This is a genomic window from Bacillus sp. JS, from assembly GCF_000259365.1.
Lineage (GTDB): Bacteria > Bacillota > Bacilli > Bacillales > Bacillaceae > Bacillus > Bacillus stercoris.
The window spans coordinates 1,077,422-1,099,560 of record NC_017743.1 but is presented as its reverse complement, the minus strand read 5'-3'; the positions used below and the strand labels follow the sequence as shown (position 1 = coordinate 1,099,560).

Below are 22,139 nucleotides of genomic sequence, written 5' to 3'. Positions count from 1 at the left end.
CTGTATTTGTCTTCACATCCCATACACCTGTCTTTCCTTAGATTTTGTATATAAAAAAGGCATGAAGCGTCAGCTCCATGCCTTTTTTAACCGATATGTTATGCACAGCGCTTTTCAGCGCGCGGCCAGGCCTAAAAAACCGTTCACGAAAACAGTACAAAGGGTTTGCCGCGCCAATATGAAACTGTTTGATAAACACGCAAATTCCTTGGCATAGCAAACCCTCCTTCCATTCTGATTTCATCTTTTTATCATCATATAAACAAAACCTTTTTTTGTCAATCATTACTTGAATAGGAAAGGGTTAATTGGGCTCAATTTCGGGTAGTAGTGTTGTAAGACGCTTTGAAAGGGTGAGAAGGATGTTCCATGCTGACCGTATCATCGTTGCGTTTGACGGAAGTGAAAATAGTAAGAAAGCGCTTCAGACAGCCATTGATCTTGCTAAAACCGTAAATGCCGCTATTACCGTCGCCCATTCACATGATATGAAAGACAATCAGACCGTCATCGACCCGCCCAGACCCGCAGCTGAAGCAAGCTATATCAGCGGAGGCATGACAGGTGTTCCCGATCCGCTGATATCAGATGTTGCTTCACCTGAACCAATCATCTATGAAGACCGTACGGAAGAAGTCGTCGCCGAAGCCAGAATGATGCTGAATGAACAGCAGGCAGATGGAGATATCGATATATTAGAAGGCGATCCGGCTGAATCAATTATCGAGCATGCGAACCGCATTTCTGCCGATATGATCGTAACCGGAAGCAGAGACCAAAACAGGCTGAAAAAATTAATATTCGGAAGTGTAAGTGAAAAGCTTTCAGCGAAATCGGATATACCCGTCCTGATTGTAAAGTGAGCACGCCCTGTGCTCACTTCTTTTATATTCATAATTGTGAAAAAACATAGATTTTCGTTTTTTTCTGTTATAATGCTTTCGTGCCCAAAAGCACAAAAGCATTAAAGATAATTATGGGGTGTTATTTTGGATTCTCAAAAAAAGCTGACGTTTCCGTTAGCCGTCGGTTTATTTATATTTATGTTATGCATTATTATTTCTTGCTTATTTTTTCTTCACGTGGAACCGCATATCCCGCTGTTTTTATGTGTTGTCACGCTTTCAGCAGCCGGATTATGGTTCGGATTTTCCTGGAAGAGTATTGAAAAAGGGATTGTAGACGGGATCAAAAACGGCGTACAGCCGATTATCGTTCTGGCGCTGATCGGCATCTTAATCGGCGCATGGATGTACAGCGGCGCAATACCGTCTGTGACGGTGTATGCCCTATCCTTTATTGAACCAAGCCACCTTCTGCTGACCGCTTTGTTTTCATGCATGATCATCAGCACACTTGTTGGCTCAAGCCTGACAACTGTAAGCACAATCGGAGTAGCACTGATTGGCGTGGCGAGCGCGGCAGGCGTCCCGCTTGAATGGACGGCAGGCGCAGTCATATGCGGCGCTTGTTTTGGTGATAAAATGTCGCCGCTGTCGGACACAACCAACTTTGCCGCCGGAATAGGCGAAATACCGATCTTCGAACACATTCGCCATATGACAGGCACAACCATTCCAGCTTTGCTCATCACTGTCGTTCTGTTTTATTTTCTCGGTTCATCAGTGTCAGTGGACGCTGCTTCAACCGATGATATTCAACAAGTCATAACCGCAATCAAAGATGCCGCAAACGTGACACCGTGGGCCCTTCTTTCCCCGCTCTTAGTCGTTTTGCTGGCAATTAAACGAGTATCAGTCATTCCCGTTCTGGCTGCCGGAATTATTTCCTCGGGAATTTTGACTGCTATATTTGTACCCGACAGCAGCCTGCAGGCGTTTATGACAGCTCTGCAAAATGGCACGAGTTTTGACACTGACAATGAGGCAGCCGCTAAAATTATCAACAGAGGCGGACTGCAATCCATGATGGGCTCAGTCTCTCTCATTATGATTGCTTTTGCACTAGGCGGATTGATGGAGAAAATCGGATTGATTTCAGCACTATTGGAAGGCGTCATGAAAGGCATCCGTTCAAAAGGTCGTCTTGTTGCGGCAACTGTCTGCTCAAGCATCGGCGTCAATTTGGCAACCGGCGAACAGTATTTATCGATATTAATACCGGGACAATCATTTAAATCCTTATATGACAAACAAAACATCCAGAGAAAATTTTTGACAAGATCATTAGAGGACGGCGGAACATTAATTAACCCGTTAATCCCTTGGGGCGTCAGCGGCGCTTTTATGGCGAGCGCGCTTGGTGTTCCCGTCATAGACTACTTCCCGTTTGCGTTCTTCCTCTATATATCGCCAATGATCTCCATTTTGATTGGATTTGTGAAAAAATAAAAAGAGCTCCGCTGCAATAGCGGGCTCTTTTTTTCGTTGTTTTATGAAATGCTTGCAGCCTGCTGAATGCTTTCTTGAAAAGCAGCCTGAAGCTGTTTTGTCACTGGTCCGGGTTTCCCGCTTCCGACCGATTGTCCATCTAGCGTCACGACCGGAATAATTTCTGCCGTCGTTGACGAAATAAAGATCTCTTCCGCCTGTTTCAACTCTTCTTCACTGACAGGATTCTCATCCAGTTTGATCCCATTCTTTTCAATCAGCCCTAAAATATTCATCCGGGTAATTCCATTGAGAATGAGCCGGTTAGCCGGATGTGTTCGCACCGTCCCGTTGATAACGGCATAAACGTTAGAGGATGTACCCTCCGTAACAACGCCGTCTCTCAGTAAAATGGCTTCAAATGCTCCCGCTTCATAGGCCTTTTGCTTCGTCATCACATTATACAGTAAATTCAGACTTTTGATATCGCATCTTAGCCAGCGAAGATCCTCATCTGTAATCGCCGCCACTCCGTATGCCTGCTCTTGCTCCGGTTTTTTCACAGCAAACGTGTAAGCAGTGGTTTGCGGCTCAAGGCCTGCTTCATATTGATGTTTTCGCGGGGCCACGCCTCTAGTTGTCTGAATGTATACCGCTCCCTCACTGACCGCATTTTCCTGTACAAGCTTTTGCAGGTCCCACTCGAGATCTTCTATGCTGAACGGCAGTGAAATTCCGATTTCAGCCGCACTTCTGAAAAAACGTTCTGCATGCTCACGTAACCCAAACAATACTCCTTTGTACACCCTGATCACTTCATAGATGCCGTCACCAAACTGGTAACCGCGATCTTCCAAATCGATCGATGCTTCACTGCGCCCAATCAGCCGGCCATTGACTAAAACCTTCATAAAAGCCCTCCCTTTTCGAGATTTCCCTGATGTATTTCAAGCTGTCATTGTCACTAATTCTATCATATTGGACATGCTGAAAAACAGAAAGATCAAGAGATCTATAGCGGAAAGGAGTTTATTTTTTCCTTAAAATCAGATATTTCGACAAATTTTCTATGTGCTTTCCAGTTTTATTCCTGTATACTTGATTGGTAATACATAGGTTGTAACATAAGGCATCATCATAAGCTGCCTGCTGTACAGCATTATGTAGAGATTTTATGCCAATGGAGAGATTGTTATGCGACAAACGAGAGGAGAAGCTTCTCCTTCTGCAGTTTCGCTTGCTTTTAAATTTGCAAGTTTAGCAGTTTTATGTGTGCTGCTTTTGCTTATGGTGATTTTGGGTTATTCCAACAGTTCAACGAAAGCAAAGGAAGTCACTGTCACAACAAACGGCCAGCTTCGAGATGAGAAGGAAAGCCTTAAGCTGAAAAACGACTCCCCCGACCTGCTGATAAAACATCTGCAGACAAAGCAGAACATGGGAGATAAAACAGTTTACTTAACCTTCGACGACGGCCCTTCAGCCGTTACAACCCGCTTGCTCGACGTACTGAAAAGCGCTGATGTAAAAGCGACATTTTTCATGCTTTCACCGCGGATGAATGAATTCAAGCAGGCGGTGAAAAGAGCAGAAAAGGAAGGCCACGCACTCGGTTTACATGGCGTGACTCATAATAACAGATTGTTCTATCAAACAGAGACATCTCCGTTAAAAGAAATGCAGGAGGCGCGTGACACGCTGCAAGACATTACAGGATATAAAACCGATCTTGTCAGAACGCCATACGGAAGCAAGCCGTCACTAACCGCCCCACAAATCCGCAATCTGGAGAAAGAGGGGTTTGTGTACTGGGATTGGACGATCGACAGCATGGACTGGAAATACCGGAATTCACAGTATGTGACCGCCGTATTACAGCAGCTTGAGAATATGGAACACAGCTCTTCAAGCCGCCCAAATGTAATTCTCATGCATGACCTTCCCGCTACCGTAAACGCGCTGCCGGTGCTAATCAATAAATTAAAAGAAAAGGGCTATTCCTTCGGAGTGTTAGAGGACACAATGGTTCCTGTTCATGAATAAAAAAGTGAGGCGCATACGGCGGCTCACTTTTTTATGCCCAAATTTCGGGCAAACTCGCCGATTTTTTGATGGATGACCATGTCAAACAGGCTGTCACAATACGTTGGTTCAAGGTTTATGATGACTTTCTTCATGCCGGGAATCAGGCTTGCATCCTCAGGCACAAATCTCGCAGGAGCTACTTCGAGAGACGTGCCGATAACCAATAAAAGATCTGCTTGATCCAGCTTTTCATAAAGGGTGTCAAAGTGCAAGACGGCATCGCCAAAGAGAACAACATCGGTTTTTAATACCCTTCCGCAGATGTCACCATTATTTCCGGCGGCCGTGCACTCCGGCACCTCCCGCTCCAGTAAATGAGGAAGGTCATATCGGGCGCCGCATGCCGGACAAGCTGCTGTCTGGATAGAACCATGCAGCTCGTATACATGCCTGCTCCCGGCTTTTTTATGAAGACCGTCAATGTTTTGCGTGAAAATATCGACCTGCTTCCCTTGTTTCTCCAGCTCAGCTAAAAGCAAATGCCCTTCATTCGGTTCGAAGCTGCCGCTCATTTTCATCTGGAACAATTCTTTGAATTTGGGCCAAAACAGACGCGGATGGCTTAAAAAATAATCAAGGCTCATCGCTTCCATTCTTGAGGCATCCTCCGTCCAAATGCCTCCTGCTGAACGAAAGTCAGGAATTCCTGATTCTGTGCTCATCCCCGCTCCAGTCAGAACGACAATTCTCTGTGCTTCATTTAAAATTTTTTTGAATGCTTCCAACTCAACACCCCCTTTTTCTCTTATTTTACCATGAAAAAGACTCCGCCTCTGTCAGACGAAGTCTCTCTTTTAAGCCCGTTCCTTTTCCTCTTTATTTAGATTCACTTGGAATGGGTCGCTTTCGTGCTTTTGCTTTACAACAACCATTTGGCCGGGATATGCAAACTGGACGCCTTCCGCACCTAAAATATCAATAATTTTATAGTTGATATCCTCTCGAATATCAAGGTTTTCAGCCCAAACCGTCGTTTTTGTATAGAAATTAAAAAATAAATTATAGTAGCTGTCGGCAAACGTATCAAAGTTGACCATGATTGTTTCATTATCAACGCCTTCATGCTCCAGCAGCATTGTTCTCAGAGAACGAATGGAACGTTCAAGATTCTCAATCGGCGTAGCGTAGGACACATGGATGGAAAACGTAATCTGACGTTTGGTCATTCTTGTCCAGTTCGTGATCGCTTCCATCGACAGCGTAGAGTTCGGCACTGTTACAAGCGCCCCCTGTGCTGTTCTGAATCTCGTGCTCCTAAAGGTAATATCCTCGACTGACCCTGTTACCGTCGACGTCTCCACCCAGTCACCAATCGTAAACGGCTTTTCAGTAATAATAATAATACCGCCAAAGAAGTTGCTGATGGTATCCTTCGCAGCAAGCGCAAAAGCCAGTCCGCCAAGACCAAGGCCCGCTACAAATCCGTTGACATCATAATTGAATTCCTGAGCGATCACACTGACACTGAGCGCTATGATCACAAAACGGAGCAGCTTGGATAAAAACGGCGCCAAAATGTCATCCATGTCCAATTCGAAGCGCTGATTCACCTTATGGAAGATAAACGACGACGTTGCGGTCAAATTACAAAGCCCCCAGGACAAGAGCGCCACAATCAGCGAACGGTATATTTTGCTGATGACAGGCATTTGCTCGTCAAAAAACGGTGAATACCGGATCGCTAAAAACAGCCCAAGGGCAACAAAAAACCATCTGGCCGGCTTATCAAACGCCAGAACCACCTGTTTAAAAATTTCTGTTTTCGGCCGGTTTGTCAAATTAAAAAGCAGGTTAAAGAAATATCTCGTGAACAATTTTCTGAGTATAAGAAACACCAGCAAAATCGCCAAGCTGATGCCGATTTGTATGATGTTATCAAGCGTAAAATACTGCTGCAAATAATCTGGCATGACTGTCTCCCCTCTATCCCAATCGATTGTTTATTATACTAAAATATTCGTAATGATGCTTATTTAAATGTCTTTTTTCAAGCACAAAACCCCGGCGAAACGCCGGGGTCATTTCTCAATTCATCTATCAGCCAGATTCAATAGGGACAGTCACTTACTTTTTTTCGTTTGTGTCTGATCAAGGAGAGTTGCTTTTTGCATTTCAGCATCCGTTTCGGCTTTAATTCTTTCCTCCACTCTGATTCTCCCTTTTCCCATGATCTCGCCTCCTTTTTTGCTATTATAAAGGATCATATTTTGTTGTGAACATGTCGAAAGACCTAATTTTCTGACGAAATGTGTTCTAATACGCTGAATGTCTTTTTTTAGTTATACGCATTCCTCAGCCCGGACCATTCCGATATGGCAGAAAAAATTCACCACTTTGTATCGCTGTGCATATATGGATTTGATACAATAACAGAAATGCCCATACGAGGAGCTGACTTAGCTTGTACACCATTGCCCATCGCGGAGCATCAGGTTACGCTCCGGAAAATACGATTGCCGCATTTGACCTTGCGGTGAAAATGAATGCAGATATGATTGAACTGGATGTCCAGCTTACAAAAGACAGGCAGATTGTTGTGATACACGATGACAGAGTTGACCGAACGACAAACGGGTCGGGCTTTGTTAAGGATTTTACCTTGGAGGAATTGCAGAAACTCGATGCAGGAAGCTGGTACGGCCCCGCTTTTCAAGGAGAGCGTATTCCGACCCTGGAAGCGGTGCTCAAGCGATACCACAAAAAAATTGGCCTTTTAATTGAGCTAAAAGGCCATCCGTCTCAAGTTGGAATTGAAGAAGAGGTGGGACAGCTGTTAGGGCAATTTTCTTTTTCTATCAACAATATTGTCCAATCCTTTCAGTTCCGTTCCGTTCAGAGGTTCCGCGAGCTATATCCATCGATTCCGACAGCGGTCATTACAAGACCCAATTTTGGCATGCTGTCCAGAAATCAGCTGAAGGCCTTCCGCTCTTTTGCAAACTATGTCAATATAAAATACACACGGCTCAACCGTATGATGATTGGTTCCGTCCATAAAAGCGGCTTGAAAATATTTGCATGGACTGTCAACAATGAAAAGACAGCGGCAAAATTACGAGCCATGGGCGTGGATGGCATCGTTACAGATTACCCGGATTTGATCATAAAGGATGGCAAACATGAAAAGATATAGCGCGGTTTTTATCGGAGGCGCGCTTGGCGCCTGCCTCCGATACGGATTAAACTTATGGATACACACTGGTCAGTTCCCTGCGGCAACCTGGCTGGAAAATGCGGCAGGCAGCCTTCTATTAGGCATTCTAACCGGATTTTTTATGATTGGGGCAAAACGCCCTCTGCTGTCAGCTTTGTTAGGCACCGGCTTTTGCGGAGGCTTCACAACAATGTCCACGTTTTCTAAGGAAACAGTGATGCTTTTGCAAGGACAACCCTCACTGGCTGTTTTGTATCTGGCAATCTCATTGATATCAGGGATCATATTTGCACTGATTGGTGTTTTTGCAGGACGGCGCATAGCAGACATTCAGCAAAGAAAGGGGCTGCAGGAAAGATGACACTAGCGGGTATTTTCATAGGGGGCGGACTTGGCGCCATGCTTCGCTTCTGGCTTGGCAATGTGATAACCGCCAGAGCCAAAGGTCTCAGCCTGCCCATTGGCATACTGACAGTCAATATTCTCGGAGCTCTCGGGCTCGGAATATTTACAGGGCTTCACGTTACAAATGCTTCGGTTTCGCTTATCATTGGAACGGGTTTTTTTGGCGCCTTTACGACCTTTTCCACTTTCAGCGTTGAAAGTGTTCAACTCCTAATGGCCAAACGTGTAATGGAAAGCCTCCTGTACATCGCCCTGACACTTTGCGGGTCGCTTTTGGCGTTTTGGTGCGGCTGGACAATCGCAATGTAAAAAAAACCTTGAGCTTATTTCTCGCTCAAGGTTGCACTGTTCAGCATCACAGGCTCGGGCAGCGGAAGCTTGCGGTGCGCCGTAATCCCTGTTGTGCTGCCGGCTTCTTCTTTTATATCGATTTGCTTGATTAATCGGCCGTCCATCTTCAGCACCTTTATCGTATATGAACCGATGCGAATGGATTCACCAGCCTCAATATCGATGTTTTCTTTTAATATCAATCCGCCGATCGTATCGACGTCTTCTTGAATCGATGCGCCAAGAAGGCTATTCACCTGATCGATCCGAACCTTTCCATCCATCACATAATGGCCGTCGCCAAGCTTTTGGATCAGCGGCTGTTCATCTTCATCAAATTCATCTCTGATCTCGCCGACAATTTCCTCAAGAATATCCTCTGTCGTCACAAGTCCCGAGGTTCCTCCGTATTCATCAGACAATATAGCCATATGAATGCGCTCGCGCTGCATCTTAATCAGCAAATCATGAACCGGGATCGTTTCAATCACTTCGATGACCGGCCGCACATACGGATGGATCGTCATTTTCATTCGTTCTTCTTCTGTCATAAACAGCAAATCTGAAAACAAATGCTTCGTATTGACCAAACCGATCACACTGTCTTTGTCCCCAGCTGTGACTGGCCAGCGCGTGTATTTTTCCTTCAGCATGACTTCAAGCATTTCAGCCATCGTCATCTCTGTGGATACCGCGGCCATTTCCTTCCGCGGTATCATAATTTCTTTGGCGATCCGATTATCAAATTCAAAAATCTTATTTACATATTTATATTCAGACGGATTAATCTCTCCGTTTTTTAAGCTCTCAGACAACAGCATCCTGAGTTCTTCCTCAGAATGGGAACCGTCATGTTCTGACGCAGGCTTTAAACCGAACATTCCGCATAAAAGCCGCGCCGATCCATTGAGGATCCAAATAAACGGAAACAGGAGCAAATAGAATAAACGCAAAGGACCCGCTATCAGCAAGGTCAGCTGCTCTGCCTTTTGAATCGCGACCGTTTTCGGGGCCAGTTCACCTACAACGACGTGCAGGAATGTGATCAAGCCATACGCGACTGCAAAAGAGACTGCATGAGAAACCGAGTCCGGCAAGCCGAGCGGTTCAAACAATGGATGCAGAAGCCGTTCAAAGGCCGGTTCACCCAGTACGCCAAGTCCAATTGATGTCAATGTAATGCCCAGCTGGGATGCTGATAAATATTCATCCAAATCTGTAATGACACGCTTTGCGAGTATCGCCCGTTTGTTTCCTTCTGTGATAAGCTGATCTATTCTGGATCTCCTTACTCTAACAATCGCAAACTCGCTTGCAACGAAAAACGCGGTTAAAGCAATGAGCACGCCAATTAAAATCAGACTGTCAATATCGTCCATTTAACCTTATCCCTCTTATTAAAGGATAAGGAGTCACCTCCTGATATAATCATTTTTCCTTAACATTGAGGTACGCGGTGTATTGTTGCCTAAGCAGAGGGCCCCATCATACCACCTCCAAAAGTCAAAGTTTGATTATAAATTGTATATTTTATTGTAACACAACTCATTCCAAAAATGTTTTTTTAATTTTTAGACTTTTATTATAGAGAAAGCCTTAATTGCACGCGCTGCTTGTCAATTCTGCTGACTGCCTGGATTGGAGAAGTAAGGATTTTGTGAATATAAAAAAGAAAACAGCATGGAAAACTGTTTTCTCTTTCTTTGCCTTCTTAAGCAAAATCTTTATATAAAGAAATGAAAATATCCCGTGAGTTTTTAATCTGCTCGATCGGCACACTGAAGGATAAACGGAAATGCCCGCTCATTCCAAAACCGCTGCTCGGCACAATTAATAATTTGTATTTTTGGGCGGCATGCACGCAAAATGCGACTTCATCTTCAATCGGCGATTTCGGAAAAACAAAGAAGCCTCCCTTTGGCATTTCAAATTCAAAACCGGCTTCTTTTAAAATATCTACCATTAAATCCCGACGCTCCTTATACGCGCTTGCGTCTACTCTTAAATCATCCATTCGTGCCACAGTCCGCTGCATCATAACAGGGGCATTCACAAATCCAAGCGTTCGATTACAATACACAAAAGCGTTAATCAAAAGGTCCGCATTCGGCATTCGGCTGTCTAATCCGATATACCCGAGCCGCTCCCCGGCTATGCCGAGATCCTTACTGAATGAGCTGGCCAAAATCACACGATGATACGATTGAAACGGATTTGCCAGCTCTTCATCATAGATTAATTGACTATACGGTTCATCAAACAGCACATAAATCGTCTGGCCGTTTTTTTCTTCTATTTCTTTTAATAAAGCGCCTAAATCGTCTATATTTTTCTGGCTGAGAACAGTGCCTGTCGGGTTATGCGGTGTATTGAGAATCAGCCCTTTTGTCTGCGGGGTGATCGATTGCCTTACCGCTTCAATGTCGATCTCGAACCGGTCTGTCAACGGGCAGCTGACGGCCTTGCCCCCATAGTTCTCAATATACAACTTATATTCGGCAAAATAAGGTGCAAGAATAATGACTTCTTCCCCAGGGTTTATGATGCTTTTTAACGCAACATTCAAAGCGCCGCCCGCGCCCACCGTCATGACAATCCGCTCCGCTGAGAAATCAGCTTCAAAACGTGACCCCAGAAATTGCGCGACTTTTTCTCTCGCTGCCGGAAGACCTTGGTTTTGTATGTATCCGTGGCTTCCTTTTTCAGCTTCCGCTATTAACGCTCTCTTAAAAGCTTCAGGAGGTTCAACAATCGGGTTGCCGAGTGAAAAATCAAATACCTGGTCTTCCCCGAACTCTTTCTTCAGCCTTGCACCTTCATCAAACAGCTTGCGAATCCAAGATCCTTTATTTAAGTTTTCTTTAACTTCCCGGGATAACCCAGCCAATTTCATCTGTCCCTTCCGTGTATCATCATTTGAAAATTCTATCTTCTTATGTTACTTCAATCAGATCATGAATTCCACAGCTTCCAATTCCCGTCTGGGAAAAAACAATAAACTTGTGCAAGACACCGTTCATATATTAAACTATTCTCATAACTATAACGTGATGGTTGGGAGGGATATAGATGGGGCTGAGACTTATCGCATCAGTGAACTAGCGGCGCTCGCCGGAGTAACGAAAAGGACAGTTGATTATTATACGAATCTCGGTCTGCTTACGCCGGCCAGATCCTGTTCAAATTACCGTTACTACGACGAAAATGCACTCAAACGGCTTATATTTATTGTAGATTGCAAGAAGCAGCGATTGGCCCTGTCCGATATTAAAGATCGACTGGAGAACCAGTTTCCCTCTTCAGCTAAACTTAATGATGAAATTGGAAATCTGGCATTAGAAATTGATCATATGAATCAAAACATCTCCGGAATCTTGCATCGGTTTGAACGGCTGAAGCCTGAGGATCGTGACAAGCTGAAAAGCAAGCTCCCGCCTGAAAAGCTCGCCGTGTTCCAATCATTAATGCTGCTGTTAAGTTAAAACCATTTTATCTAACAGGAGGTGTTACCTTCATTCTCATTGCTAGAGTGAAGGTTCTAATTGGACATAGTGAATTTGATTTTAGTTGCTGTTTTAATCGCCCTGACGGCATTTTTCGTGGCATCTGAGTTTGCCATTATCAGAATCAGAGGCTCACGGATCGATCAGCTGATCGCGGAAGGAAATAAAGCAGCAATAGCCGTAAAAAAAGTGACCACGCATCTTGATGAATATTTATCTGCGTGTCAGCTCGGAATTACACTGACTTCCATCGGATTAGGGGTTTTAGGTGAATCAACGATTGAAAGGCTGCTTCACCCGCTTTTCGTAAAATTGAACGTTCCAGGTTCCCTTTCACATGTCATATCGTTTATTTTTGCGTATGCCATTATCACGTTCCTGCACGTTGTTGTTGGAGAACTTGCACCTAAGACAGTCGCTATCCAAAAGGCGGAAGCAGTGTCTATGCTGTTTGCGAAACCGCTGATTTGGTTTTACCGCATTATGTTCCCGTTCATTTGGCTTTTGAACAATTCCGCACGGTTATTGACAAAAGCATTTGGCCTGGAGACCGTTTCAGAAAACGAACTGGCCCACTCTGAAGAAGAGCTGCGAATCATTTTGTCTGAAAGCTATAAAAGCGGTGAAATCAACCAGTCAGAGTTTAAATATGTGAATAAAATCTTTGAATTTGACGACAGGCTCGCGAAAGAAATTATGATTCCGCGGACCGAAATTGTCAGCCTTCCGCATGATATCAAGATTTCTGAAATGATGGACATCATTCAGATTGAAAAATATACCCGCTACCCTGTGGAAGAGGGCGATAAAGATAACATTATCGGGGTTATTAACATAAAAGAAGTGCTGACCGCCTGCATCAGCGGCGAGGTATCTGTTGATTCGACCATTTCTGAATTCGTCAATCCGATCATTCATGTCATCGAATCTGCGCCGATCCAAGACCTGCTTGTCAAAATGCAAAAAGAGAGGGTCCACATGGCCATCTTGTCTGATGAATACGGCGGCACTGCCGGGCTTGTAACGGTTGAAGACATCATCGAGGAAATTGTCGGTGAAATTCGCGATGAATTTGATATTGATGAAATTAGCGAAATCCGCAAAATCGGCGAAGGCCATTATATTCTTGACGGAAAAGTGCTAATTGACCAAGTAAACGACCTGCTCGGCATTCATTTAGAGAACGAAGAAGTCGATACAATCGGCGGCTGGTTCCTTACTCAAAAATACGATGTTGAAAAAGATGATTCTATCATCGAAGAAGGCTGCGAATTCATCATTAATGAAATTGACGGCCACCACGTCGCATATATTGAAGTGAAAAAGCTTCAAGAAGAAGAACTTCTCGAGACTGCTAACCAGCAGGAAGCATAATAAGAAAAGCACCTTATACAAGGTGCTTTTCTTATTTTCACAGTTTCAGGCTAACGCCTATAGCTGATCAAGTTTATTCTCTAATTCTTTAATCCGCTGATTCAAAGCCTCTGTCATTGCTGCAAGTCTTTCCTTTGACGGCAGGTGGGCAAAATCAGCCTGGTGAAGAGGCTCACCGATAATCAGCTTCATTTTTCCTTTTTTGAACAATTCTTTTCCGCTTGAAGGGCCCTGATATGCAGCAGGAACAAGCGGCGCTTTCCCCATTTGCGCAATTGTCACCGCACCTCTTTTCAAAGGCACGTCCTCAGAGGTTCTTGTTCCGCTTGGGAAGATACCGACAATCTCTCCTTCTTTCAGCAGCTTAATCGGTGTTTTAATACTGCTTGGCCCGGGATTTTCCCGATCTACCGGAAAGGCATGAATTTTCTGCAGAAACGAACCGATCCATTTATTTTGAAAAAGCTCTTTTTTCGCCATGTAGTGTATTTGATAAGGAAGAATCCCGACTCCGAGTGTAATCACATCAACCCAGCCGGAATGTGTACACGCGATGACAAAACCTGAATCGGCCGGAAGGTTTTCTTTGTTATACACCTTCACTCCTCCGCGAAGAGAAAGAATAACTTTTAAAGCATTTGCACAAAACTTATACATATCGCACTTCCTTTGTCGTAATCAATGATTCTTTCTGTCATCTATTATAACAATATTTTTTATTACCTGGTACTAATTTTTAAGATTTCTCCCGTTAAAACGCCAAAAAGCTGAGGATTCGCCCTCAGCTTTTGTTATATTTCCTCTCTGGTCGGCGGGGCCATAAACTCCGGTCCGACTGGGTCTGAAATTGTATTTTCCAATATGGCATTGATATCTTTCTGATCTTCACTATTCAGCGTCCAGCCTGTAATCTCAGATAGCGCCTCAAGCTGCCCAGGCTTTCTTGCTCCCCAAAGAGCGATATCCGCTCCCGGCTGATCTAAGATCCATCTGACAGCCAAGTGAATCACTGATTTTCCATAACGTGTCTTCGCCAGCTTATCCAATTGATTGACAGCAGAAAGATACTCTTTAAAGCGGGGCTTCAAGAATTTTGGATCGTGATTACGCAGATCATCGCCCTCAAATGTATATTCTTCGGTCATTTTGCCTGTTAACAGCCCTCTGCATAAACTGCCGTATAATAATGTTGTCACCTTGTGATCTCTCGCATACGGAAGAACATTCTCTTCCATTTCTCTTTCAAACAAATTATAAGGAGGCTGAATCGTATGGAGTGGTGAAACAGCGCGAAATGTATCCATTTGCTCAATCGAAAAATTGCTTACGCCAATCGCCCGGATTTTTCCCGCATCATATAATTCCTTCATGACTTCCGCTGTTTCTTCAATTGGCACAAGCGGATCAGGCCAATGCACCTGATAAAGGTCAATATAATCTGTTTGAAGCCGTTTTAAAGAATCCTCAACTTCCTCTACAATTCTCGCTCTGTTCGCATGGCGGAACAGTTGGTTGTTCCTCCAGTCCAAAGCCGTTTTCGTTGCGAGAATTACCTTTTCTCTTTTGCCGTACTCCTTGATTGCCTTTCCGACGATTTCCTCGGACTGCCCGAAGCCGTAAGCCGGCGCGGTGTCAATCAGTGTAATCCCCTGATCAAGAGCGGCGCGGATTGTTTTAATCGATGTTTTTTCGTCAGTGCCTCCCCACATCGTGCCTCCAATCGCCCATGTGCCGAGGCCGATTCTGGCGGCTTCTATTCCTGTTTCTGCGATACTGGTATATTCCATTGTGCCACTCCTTCACTTTTTCACTGTCTTTTCCCCTTGGAAAAATTGTTAAACATTTCTCCGCACTATCTTTTGCGGCCATTTTTGGGTACTATATAGGAATGGTGTTTGATTAGGTATAAAAAAGCCGTTTGCATGTAATGTGCAACTTTAAACCTTTCTTATGCGTGTATAACATAGAGGGGAGAAAAGGCAGTGACGATCGATGAAATTTACCAAATGTACATGAATGATGTTTACAGGTTCCTGCTCTCCATGACAAAAGACAAGCATCTTGCTGAAGACTTGCTGCAGGAAACCTTTATGCGGGCATACATACACATTCACTCCTATGATCACAGCAAAGTAAAGCCCTGGCTTTTTCAAGTGGCGCGAAACGCCTTCATTGATTACGTCAGAAAGCATAAGAAAGAAGTAACCATTTCTGATGACTTAATCGGAAGCCTCTTTCAAAATGCTGTTCAGAGCCCTGCCCATCAGGTAGAGATAAAGGAAGTGCTGACTGGTTATATGTCCGAGCTCCCCGATAATTATCGGGAGGCCTTAACGTTATATTATTTAAAAGAGTTAAATTACAAAGAAGCATCCCATATTATGAATATTTCAGAGGCGAATTTTAAAAGTGTTTTATTTCGTGCCAGACAGCGGCTGAAAGCACTTTATAATAGAGGTGTTAATGATGAATGAAGAATTTAAAAAGCGTTTTGATCAATATAAAAATGGGGAAATGAGCGACCAGGAAATGACCGCATTTGAGGAAGAACTTGAGAAGCTCGAAGTATATCAGGAACTGATTGACAGCGAGCTAGAGGACGATAACGATTGGGATATCAGCATCAGTCCTGAAAAACAAAAAGCGATTTTAGCCTACGGCAAACGCAAATCTTATTTGCGAATTTCTGTACTTGCCGTCATTTCGACATTGATGATTTTGCCACTTTGCACGCTGGGAAGCTACCTCTATTACGGGATGGGCGGAAAACACAGCACCGGCAATGAGTTTATGGAAACCGCCGCCGTCACTGTAGCCCTGACCATGCCGAATGTTCTTGTTGATACTTCCGGGCTGAAAAGCCAAGTGAAGCTGTTTGGCATGAATACGGAATTCCCGCTGCAAAAGCAGATTGGCACGAAGACGGCTGCCGTAGGGAATGAACGGGTTGAAATGTTTTATAACAAAGTAAAAGCGCCGGCTGTAAACTACTATGACTTAGAAGCGAATAAAACCGGCCATTACTTCACACACCCTTCAAACACGTCTGAACAAACAACCGCAAAAGCAGAAAAAACATTAAAGACATTGCCTGAAGGAACGGTATCCGAGGTCTACCTTTCATATGACCGCGCATATCCGACAAAAGACGTGTATAACAAATTCAAAGGCTATGATGTGAGCTTTTTGTGGAACGCAATCGAAACAGAGAAAAACACAAATAAGACAGCTTCAACAGAACCTCTTGGCTATCCTGGAAAGGATTCAAAGTTCTTGGCTGCCCTTAATACAAAAGGCAAGTCGAATGGCGATCAGTTTATCAACGCCCTGAAATTTATGTCCAAACACGAAAAATGGGCTCAGGTCATTTCAAAACGCAAAGACCTGAATGTAGATAACCGATTAGATTATGTAGAGAAAAACGGTGTCAATGTTTACGGTTCGGTCGTTACAGGACCAACCAAGGAAATCCAGCGGATGCTGAAAAACAAATCTGTAAAATCAGCGAATGTCGGCGAGGTGGAATTATGGAACTGGTAAGAATTTTTAAAGAACACAATGTATTCGGCTGGATCTCTGTCGGGACAGCGGTTCTGTCCCTGCTCTTGCTGAATTTGGCGATTATCAGCAATGTCACGTTTTATTCCTATCAAATGCTTCCGTTCGCCATGGCTGCCGTTCCGTTCGGCGTTGTTGAACTCTTCATCAAGAGAGGACGCACAGGCCCCGGCCTGCTCGGCGTCATCCTTAATCTCTTTGTGATTATTTGTGTGTATACCATTGTTTCTGTAGATACAAATTTACAGTTTGGCTTTTAAAAAAAGACGCCTTTTCAGGCGTCTTTTTTCATTTACACCGGTTTTCGGAACAAATAGCTTTCTATAGCAAAACCCATTTTTTCTGTATAAAATCGATGTGCGTCTTTACGCTGAAGGCCAGATGAAAGACTGACAAAGCCAAGTCTGGCTTTACTCGCCCAGTCTGCGGCATAATCCAAAAGCATTTTGCCGTATCCCTTTGATCGGCTAGGTGCCGTTGTAACTAGATCCGCAACCCACAAGTGCTCTCCTTTATGAATGGAAACCCTCGGCTGAGCGCCGCACAGCGCTCTGATCTCTGTATCTTCATATAAGGCAAACAGCATATACGATTCTTTCTGCACACAGGCTTCAAGCCTTTGTAAATACGTCTCGATATCTAGTTCTGTTCTCAATTCACCCATGATCGGATACGACTCAGCCCATTCTTCTTTCGTGGTTAATTGTTTGATATGAATCATCTTCTCAATCCCCTTTCCTTTCGTTACAATGATCATAGCTAATAAATGGCATTTACCAAATAGCCAATATCAGAAAAAATGACCATGCCAGATAAAAAGGAGACATGAGATGGATATCACGCCGTTTCTTGATAAAAAGAGCAAAATACCGCTGTATGAGCAGCTCTATACCTTTTTCAAACAAGAGATTTCACATGCGCGAATCACAAAGGGAACAAAACTTCCTTCAAAACGCAGGCTCTCCAGCTTGCTCGATGTCAGCACGGCAACAATAGAACGAGCTTACGAGCAATTAACTGCTGAGGGCTATGTCAAAAGCAAGCCGAAAATCGGCTGGTTCGCCGCGGAAGTAGAACCAGATTTTCCGTCAGCTCCTGACCATTTTCAGCAGTCTGCACAGCCTGGCTCACATAAAAAGAACGCACCTGCTATTGACTTTCATCAAGGCAATGTTGATCCGGCCCACTTCCCGTTTACCGCATGGAGAAAAAGCATAGTAAAAAGTCTGGATCGCTATTCCGATTCGTTTCACACCTCTGGCGACCCTCAGGGAGAATACGAACTCAGACACACGATTGCCCGATTCGTCAGGCTGTCTCGGGGAGTCAATTGCGATCCCGGCCAGATTATCATTGGTGCAGGAACCACCGTGCTTCTGCAAATTCTTTGCCTTATGCTAAAACCAGGGACAAAAATCGGATTTGAAGAACCGGGCTTTCACCGTTCAAGAAAGATATTTGAAGCAAATCGCATGAATGTCATTCCGATTTGTACTGATGCAGAAGGCGTCCTGCCGGATGAGCTCTACCGCCGGAATCCTTATTTCATGTATACGACTCCTTCGCATCAGTTTCCGCTTGGGACCATCATGACGATAACCCGCAGACAGGAGCTGCTTGCATGGGCAGCAAAATCAAATTCATTCATTATAGAGGATGATTATGACGGGGAATTTCGCTACAGCGGCCATCCCATTCCGTCTTTACAGGGTCTAGATCCGAATGGCAGAGTCATATATCTTGGCACTTTTTCAAAGTCACTTCTGCCTTCCTTGCGGCTTAGCTTCATGATTGTGCCCCCTGAACTCATGAAATCGATCAAAAACAACGCTCAGTTAATGAAGCAAACCGTCTCTGCCCACTCGCAATTCGCACTGGCAGACTTCATCGAAACCGGAGAGTGGCAAAAACACATAAATAGAATGAGAGGCCTATACCGAAAAAAACACGCTGTCCGGTTAGAAGCCATCCGCTCTGAACTAGGAAACACCGTTGAGATTCTCGGTAAAAACTCAGGGCTTCACATTCTGCTGCGTCTTTTGTTTCCAGCAAGTGAGGAAGAAGCAATAAAAACAGCAGCAAACAACGGTGTAACCATCTATCCCGTCTCCCCTTCATATAAAGAACGAACGCCTTTTGTTTCTGTCTTAATCGGTTATGGCGGTTTGTCAGAAGAGGACATCAAGCTCGGCATCCAAAAACTAAAAACGGCATGGACGCCGTTGATATCATCTTATTAAATAAAAAACAGGCTCCATTCCCGGAGCCTGTTTTTTTAAAAAGATAAAATTCCAATTAAATTTAAGAACACGATAATAATGGCAAGCGGCACGATAAAACGAAGCAAATAAAACCATGTGTAAAAGAATGCTTTACCTGTATTTGATCCATTTCTCATTTCTGCCAAGAGCTCGCTCTTCGAAATTTTAAGCGGGATAAACAGAGAAATTAACAGAGCGCCTGAAGGCATTAAAACATTGCTGACGGTAAAATCGGCAATATCAAAAAACGTTTTGCCAAATAGGTGCACATCACTCAATACGCCATAAGACAAGCAGCATGGGATTCCGACCAAAAAAATCAAAAGCCCGCTCGTCCATGACAGTTTTTTTCTCTTCTTTTCGTCCCCTTTTCCGATTGTGGCGACAATAATTTCAACCATCGAAAATGCTGAGGTTAAGGCCGCAAATAAAAATGCAACGAGAAAGCCGATAAAAAACAACGTGCCAAACGGCAGCTGTTCAAAAACGGCTGGAAGCACTGTAAACAGCAGTGTCGGTCCTTCATTTGGCTGAAAACCGAATGAAAAAACCGCCGGAAAAATAGCCAAACCTGCCAAGAGTGTCACAATGATATTCATCAAGACAATGGAGGCTGCCGAACGAGGGATATTTTGTGTTTTCGGCAAATAGGAGCTATAGGTCACCATCACCGATACCCCCAATGTTAACGTAAAGAAAGCCTGTCCCAAAGCGAATAATATAGATTCCGGAGTCAGATCGCTGAAATGTGGCACAAGCAGAAACTTTACGCCTTCCATTCCACCATTAAGCGTAAGAGACCGGAGAACAAGCAGAATAAACAACAAAAACAAAATCGGCATTATCACCGCGCTGACCCGTTCAATCCCTTTTTGAACCCCTCTGGCGACAACGATGACAGTCAGTACCATAAAAACAAGCTGAGCCGTGAGCGTCTGCACCGGATTTTGGATAATAGAAGCAAAAAGAGCGCCATACTGTGCTTGGGAAAGCCCGGACAGTGAGCCTGACGCCGTTTTTACGATATACAGCAAGATCCATCCTCCGATTACACTGTAAAACGACAGCACTAAGAAACACGCGGCTACACCGATCCACCCGGTAAGAAACCAAGCTGATCGCGGCGCTTCTTTTTTATATGCATCAATGGCATTCGTCTGGTTCCGTCTTCCAAAAATAAATTCCCCCACCAAAAGCGGATAGCCTAAGAGGATGGTAAATAACACGAAGATAAGAAAAAAGGCTCCTCCCCCATTGGTCCCCGCTACGTAAGGGAACTTCCAAATCGCGCCCAAGCCGATAGCCGAACCGGCCGCTGCCATGACGAAACCAATTTTCGAAGCCCATTGGACTGGTTTTTGCTCAGACAATAAACGTCACTTCCTTTCCAGCCTATATTATCTCTTATTTTTGTCTTCATTTCTATAGATTCATTTGCCAAGAACAGAAAAGAGAGCGGCCTGTATGGCCGCTCTCTTTATCAAAAGGTTATTTATTGATTTAATTTTGAATGCTTTCTTGAATACAGGAAATAGATGACCAAGCCGATTAACAGCCACACCAGGAAGCGGAAAATCGTCACCCATCCCAGATTTAAAATCAAGAACAGGCAGAACAGAATCGCCAGGCCTGGGATCACGGGAACTCCCGGGCATTTAAAAGCTCTCGGAAGATCAGGCTGTTTCTTTCTCAAAACGATAACTGCCACAGAAATCAGGACAAATGCCGACAACGTCCCGATGTTTACCAGCTTTGCAAGTTCATCCAGCGGAACAAGTGAGCCGAGAAGCGCCGACATCGTTCCGAAAAACCAAGTGGCTACATAAGGTGTTTTGTGCTTTGGATGCACTTTAGAAAGTGAGCCCGGCACAAGTCCGTCACGCGACATGGCAAACATGACGCGGGTCTGCCCGTAAAGCATCACGAGCATAACTGTTGTCATTCCCAGCACGGCGCCAATATCAATGATGCCAGCCACCCAGTTTTGCCCTGCGCTTTGAAGAACAAGAGAAACCGGATGATCCACACCCGCAAATTGAGCAAACGGGATAACCCCAGTCATGATTGCTGATACGGTGACATATAAAATCGTGCAAACCAATAAAGAGAAAATAATGCCTTTTGGCAGATCCTTCGCGGGATTTTTCGTCTCTTCCGCAGCAGAGGATACAGCGTCAAATCCGATAAAAGCAAAGAATACGAGCGCCGCTGCACTGAATACGCCGCCAAAGCCCATTGGCATAAACGGCTGCCAGTTATGCGGCTTTACGTAAACGGCTGCCACCGCGATAAACAGCAGAACAACCAGTATCTTCAAGATAACCATGATATTGTTGACTCTTTTTGATTCTTTGATGCCTAAATATAGCAAATATGTGATCGCCATTACAATGACGAATGCAGGAAGATTAAACAGAGTAAAGGTGCCTTTCACTGCGCCCGGTGCCGCTGTTAAAGCAACCGGAAGATGAATGCCGAGCCCTGATAAAAATGATTGGAAATAACCAGACCAGCCGACCGACACTGCACTTACCGCCAGCATGTATTCTAAAATTAAATCCCACCCGATAATAAAGGCCATAAGCTCTCCCAATGTCGCATAAGTGAATGTATACACCGAACCTGAAACAGGCACACTTGACGCAAACTCCGCGTAAGACAGGGCGGCGAATAAACAAGCCAGCGCCGCCACAACAAATGAAATGGTCAGTCCGGGACCTGCCGTGACTGCGCCTGTTCCCGTCAGAACAAAAATTCCTGTACCAATAATGGCGCCGATTCCAAGCAACGTTAAATCGAACGCCCCTAATTCTCTTTTTAAAGACTTTTCACCGCTCGTCGCAGCGATTAAATCCTGAATGCTTTTCTTCCTAAATACGCTCCCTTTCATTCCCCTTCAACTCCCGATCATCTATTTTTATATATTTTATTTGAATTTTCTGAATTCATGAGCGGCAATGGTCATTTTCCTGTTTTTCTACTATATTTGTACTGGTCGTGAATCATTCCTTTCTCCTACTCAATATTATATATAAAATTGCAAAAATGAAAACAAAATTGTTAGAAAAATCGACAAATTTTTTATTTTCCAATTTCTAACCACACAAAAAACCAGCTATCAAAGCTGGTTTTTCGTTGA

At 44.2% G+C, this 22,139-nt stretch carries 24 protein-coding genes; 12 read left to right on the top strand and 12 right to left on the bottom strand.

The genetic code is table 11. The annotated features are described in order from the left end of the window. Positions 1-37 precede the first annotated feature (37 nt). Positions 38-199, bottom strand: a complete 162-nt coding sequence (locus tag MY9_RS05495; RefSeq protein WP_041521286.1) for a hypothetical protein — start codon at positions 197-199, stop codon at positions 38-40. A gap of 163 nt (positions 200-362) precedes the next feature. Between MY9_RS05495 and MY9_RS05490 the strand changes: the two genes are divergently transcribed. Together MY9_RS05490 and nhaC are read left to right on the top strand one after the other, a co-directional pair. Further along, positions 363-863 carry a universal stress protein gene (locus MY9_RS05490; protein ID WP_014663370.1) on the top strand — a complete coding sequence of 167 codons (501 nt, stop codon included), beginning with the start codon at positions 363-365 and terminating at the stop codon, positions 861-863. Positions 864-989: 126 nt separating this feature from the next. After that, a complete protein-coding gene (gene nhaC, locus MY9_RS05485; RefSeq protein WP_041521285.1) occupies positions 990-2,351 on the top strand; it encodes a Na+/H+ antiporter NhaC in 1,362 nt (453 codons plus the stop codon). Between the two features lie 41 nt (positions 2,352-2,392). On the opposite strand, the gene dat is transcribed toward nhaC, so the two are convergent. Continuing rightward, complete coding sequence (gene dat / locus MY9_RS05480) at positions 2,393-3,241, bottom strand: D-amino-acid transaminase (RefSeq protein ID WP_014663368.1); 849 nt, start codon at positions 3,239-3,241, stop codon at positions 2,393-2,395. Between the two features lie 283 nt (positions 3,242-3,524). On the opposite strand from dat, the gene MY9_RS05475 reads away from it, so the two are divergent. Next, complete coding sequence (locus MY9_RS05475) at positions 3,525-4,373, top strand: polysaccharide deacetylase family protein (RefSeq protein ID WP_014663367.1); 849 nt, start codon at positions 3,525-3,527, stop codon at positions 4,371-4,373. A gap of 23 nt (positions 4,374-4,396) precedes the next feature. Here MY9_RS05475 and srtN read toward each other — a convergent pair whose 3' ends face one another. The 3 genes from srtN to MY9_RS05460 form a co-directional block, all read right to left on the bottom strand. After that, complete coding sequence (gene srtN, locus MY9_RS05470) at positions 4,397-5,140, bottom strand: sirtuin NAD-dependent deacetylase (RefSeq protein ID WP_014663366.1); 744 nt, start codon at positions 5,138-5,140, stop codon at positions 4,397-4,399. Between the two features lie 69 nt (positions 5,141-5,209). Further along, entirely contained in the window at positions 5,210-6,325 is a 1,116-nt protein-coding gene (mscY, locus tag MY9_RS05465; RefSeq protein ID WP_014663365.1) for a small-conductance mechanosensitive channel protein MscY, read from the bottom strand. A gap of 150 nt (positions 6,326-6,475) precedes the next feature. Further along, positions 6,476-6,583: a YhdX family protein gene (locus MY9_RS05460; RefSeq protein ID WP_003224203.1), complete on the bottom strand. Its 108-nt coding sequence runs from the start codon at positions 6,581-6,583 to the stop codon at positions 6,476-6,478. Between the two features lie 233 nt (positions 6,584-6,816). Between MY9_RS05460 and MY9_RS05455 the strand changes: the two genes are divergently transcribed. From MY9_RS05455 to crcB, 3 genes are read left to right on the top strand one after another with little or no spacing between them, the layout of a single operon-like run. After that, entirely contained in the window at positions 6,817-7,548 is a 732-nt protein-coding gene (locus tag MY9_RS05455) for a glycerophosphodiester phosphodiesterase (protein ID WP_014663364.1), read from the top strand. Further along, on the top strand, positions 7,535-7,930 hold the full coding sequence (locus tag MY9_RS05450; protein WP_014663363.1) for a fluoride efflux transporter FluC: 396 nt from the start codon (positions 7,535-7,537) through the stop codon (positions 7,928-7,930). Before MY9_RS05455 ends, MY9_RS05450 begins: the two co-directional genes overlap by 14 nt. Then, positions 7,927-8,283, top strand: coding sequence for a fluoride efflux transporter CrcB (crcB, locus tag MY9_RS05445; protein WP_014663362.1), 357 nt, complete (start codon positions 7,927-7,929; stop codon positions 8,281-8,283). Before MY9_RS05450 ends, crcB begins: the two co-directional genes overlap by 4 nt. Before the next feature lie 14 nt (positions 8,284-8,297). Here crcB and MY9_RS05440 read toward each other — a convergent pair whose 3' ends face one another. Both MY9_RS05440 and MY9_RS05435 read right to left on the bottom strand, forming a co-directional pair. Next, positions 8,298-9,683 carry a hemolysin family protein gene (locus tag MY9_RS05440; RefSeq protein ID WP_014663361.1) on the bottom strand — a complete coding sequence of 462 codons (1,386 nt, stop codon included), beginning with the start codon at positions 9,681-9,683 and terminating at the stop codon, positions 8,298-8,300. Between the two features lie 332 nt (positions 9,684-10,015). Further along, entirely contained in the window at positions 10,016-11,197 is a 1,182-nt protein-coding gene (locus tag MY9_RS05435) for a pyridoxal phosphate-dependent aminotransferase (protein ID WP_014663360.1), read from the bottom strand. 157 nt (positions 11,198-11,354) lie between these two features. Between MY9_RS05435 and cueR the strand changes: the two genes are divergently transcribed. Beyond that, positions 11,355-11,786, top strand: a complete 432-nt coding sequence (gene cueR, locus MY9_RS05430) for a Cu(I)-responsive transcriptional regulator (protein ID WP_040083818.1) — start codon at positions 11,355-11,357, stop codon at positions 11,784-11,786. A gap of 60 nt (positions 11,787-11,846) precedes the next feature. Further along, positions 11,847-13,181, top strand: coding sequence for a hemolysin family protein (locus tag MY9_RS05425; protein WP_040083600.1), 1,335 nt, complete (start codon positions 11,847-11,849; stop codon positions 13,179-13,181). Between the two features lie 57 nt (positions 13,182-13,238). Here MY9_RS05425 and MY9_RS05420 read toward each other — a convergent pair whose 3' ends face one another. Then, positions 13,239-13,838 (bottom strand): 1-acylglycerol-3-phosphate O-acyltransferase, encoded by a 600-nt coding sequence (locus tag MY9_RS05420; protein WP_014663357.1) that lies wholly within the window; start codon positions 13,836-13,838, stop codon positions 13,239-13,241. Positions 13,839-13,972: 134 nt separating this feature from the next. Then, the gene (akrN, locus tag MY9_RS05415; RefSeq protein WP_014663356.1) at positions 13,973-14,968 is read right to left on the bottom strand and encodes an aldo/keto reductase AkrN; all 996 of its coding nucleotides are present in this window, start codon (positions 14,966-14,968) and stop codon (positions 13,973-13,975) included. A 195-nt stretch (positions 14,969-15,163) separates the two neighbouring features. Between akrN and sigM the strand changes: the two genes are divergently transcribed. Genes sigM through MY9_RS05400 form a run of 3 tightly spaced genes read left to right on the top strand, consistent with a single transcriptional unit; the run spans position 15,164 to position 16,999 of the window. Further along, positions 15,164-15,655 (top strand): RNA polymerase sigma factor SigM, encoded by a 492-nt coding sequence (gene sigM / locus MY9_RS05410; protein ID WP_003224177.1) that lies wholly within the window; start codon positions 15,164-15,166, stop codon positions 15,653-15,655. Continuing rightward, complete coding sequence (locus tag MY9_RS05405) at positions 15,645-16,721, top strand: anti-sigma factor (protein WP_014663355.1); 1,077 nt, start codon at positions 15,645-15,647, stop codon at positions 16,719-16,721. The genes sigM and MY9_RS05405 overlap by 11 nt, the downstream gene beginning before the upstream one ends. After that, positions 16,709-16,999, top strand: coding sequence for an anti-sigma-M factor (locus MY9_RS05400; RefSeq protein WP_003233341.1), 291 nt, complete (start codon positions 16,709-16,711; stop codon positions 16,997-16,999). The genes MY9_RS05405 and MY9_RS05400 overlap by 13 nt, the downstream gene beginning before the upstream one ends. A 32-nt stretch (positions 17,000-17,031) precedes the next feature. On the opposite strand, the gene MY9_RS05395 is transcribed toward MY9_RS05400, so the two are convergent. Then, on the bottom strand, positions 17,032-17,460 hold the full coding sequence (locus MY9_RS05395) for a GNAT family N-acetyltransferase (RefSeq protein WP_041521283.1): 429 nt from the start codon (positions 17,458-17,460) through the stop codon (positions 17,032-17,034). Between the two features lie 109 nt (positions 17,461-17,569). On the opposite strand from MY9_RS05395, the gene pdxR reads away from it, so the two are divergent. After that, a complete protein-coding gene (gene pdxR, locus MY9_RS05390; protein ID WP_014663353.1) occupies positions 17,570-18,979 on the top strand; it encodes a MocR-like pyridoxine biosynthesis transcription factor PdxR in 1,410 nt (469 codons plus the stop codon). 35 nt (positions 18,980-19,014) lie between these two features. Here the strand turns inward: pdxR and MY9_RS05385 are convergent, their stop codons facing one another. Next, positions 19,015-20,370 (bottom strand): sodium-dependent transporter, encoded by a 1,356-nt coding sequence (locus tag MY9_RS05385; protein ID WP_014663352.1) that lies wholly within the window; start codon positions 20,368-20,370, stop codon positions 19,015-19,017. Positions 20,371-20,492: 122 nt separating this feature from the next. Next, positions 20,493-21,890 carry a branched-chain amino acid transporter BcaP gene (gene bcaP, locus MY9_RS05380; RefSeq protein ID WP_014663351.1) on the bottom strand — a complete coding sequence of 466 codons (1,398 nt, stop codon included), beginning with the start codon at positions 21,888-21,890 and terminating at the stop codon, positions 20,493-20,495. Between the last annotated feature and the right edge of the window lie 249 nt (positions 21,891-22,139).

Excerpts from the sequence above, each read along its gene's own strand:
- dat (WP_014663368.1), bottom strand. The coding sequence starts at position 3,241 with ATGAAGGTTTTAGTCAATGGCCGGCTGATTGGGCGCAGTGAAGCATCG.
- MY9_RS05450 (WP_014663363.1), top strand. The coding sequence starts at position 7,535 with ATGAAAAGATATAGCGCGGTTTTTATCGGAGGCGCGCTTGGCGCCTGC.
- MY9_RS05440 (WP_014663361.1), bottom strand. The coding sequence starts at position 9,683 with ATGGACGATATTGACAGTCTGATTTTAATTGGCGTGCTCATTGCTTTA.
- cueR (WP_040083818.1), top strand. The coding sequence starts at position 11,355 with ATGGTTGGGAGGGATATAGATGGGGCTGAGACTTATCGCATCAGTGAA.
- akrN (WP_014663356.1), bottom strand. The coding sequence starts at position 14,968 with ATGGAATATACCAGTATCGCAGAAACAGGAATAGAAGCCGCCAGAATC.
- MY9_RS05400 (WP_003233341.1), top strand. The coding sequence starts at position 16,709 with ATGGAACTGGTAAGAATTTTTAAAGAACACAATGTATTCGGCTGGATC.
- MY9_RS05490 (WP_014663370.1), top strand. The coding sequence starts at position 363 with ATGTTCCATGCTGACCGTATCATCGTTGCGTTTGACGGAAGTGAAAAT.
- MY9_RS05420 (WP_014663357.1), bottom strand. The coding sequence starts at position 13,838 with ATGTATAAGTTTTGTGCAAATGCTTTAAAAGTTATTCTTTCTCTTCGC.
- MY9_RS05460 (WP_003224203.1), bottom strand. The coding sequence starts at position 6,583 with ATGGGAAAAGGGAGAATCAGAGTGGAGGAAAGAATTAAAGCCGAAACG.
- MY9_RS05405 (WP_014663355.1), top strand. The coding sequence starts at position 15,645 with ATGATGAATGAAGAATTTAAAAAGCGTTTTGATCAATATAAAAATGGG.
- mscY (WP_014663365.1), bottom strand. The coding sequence starts at position 6,325 with ATGCCAGATTATTTGCAGCAGTATTTTACGCTTGATAACATCATACAA.
- MY9_RS05395 (WP_041521283.1), bottom strand. The coding sequence starts at position 17,460 with ATGATTCATATCAAACAATTAACCACGAAAGAAGAATGGGCTGAGTCG.
- bcaP (WP_014663351.1), bottom strand. The coding sequence starts at position 21,890 with ATGAAAGGGAGCGTATTTAGGAAGAAAAGCATTCAGGATTTAATCGCT.
- MY9_RS05475 (WP_014663367.1), top strand. The coding sequence starts at position 3,525 with ATGCGACAAACGAGAGGAGAAGCTTCTCCTTCTGCAGTTTCGCTTGCT.
- MY9_RS05435 (WP_014663360.1), bottom strand. The coding sequence starts at position 11,197 with ATGAAATTGGCTGGGTTATCCCGGGAAGTTAAAGAAAACTTAAATAAA.
- crcB (WP_014663362.1), top strand. The coding sequence starts at position 7,927 with ATGACACTAGCGGGTATTTTCATAGGGGGCGGACTTGGCGCCATGCTT.
- pdxR (WP_014663353.1), top strand. The coding sequence starts at position 17,570 with ATGGATATCACGCCGTTTCTTGATAAAAAGAGCAAAATACCGCTGTAT.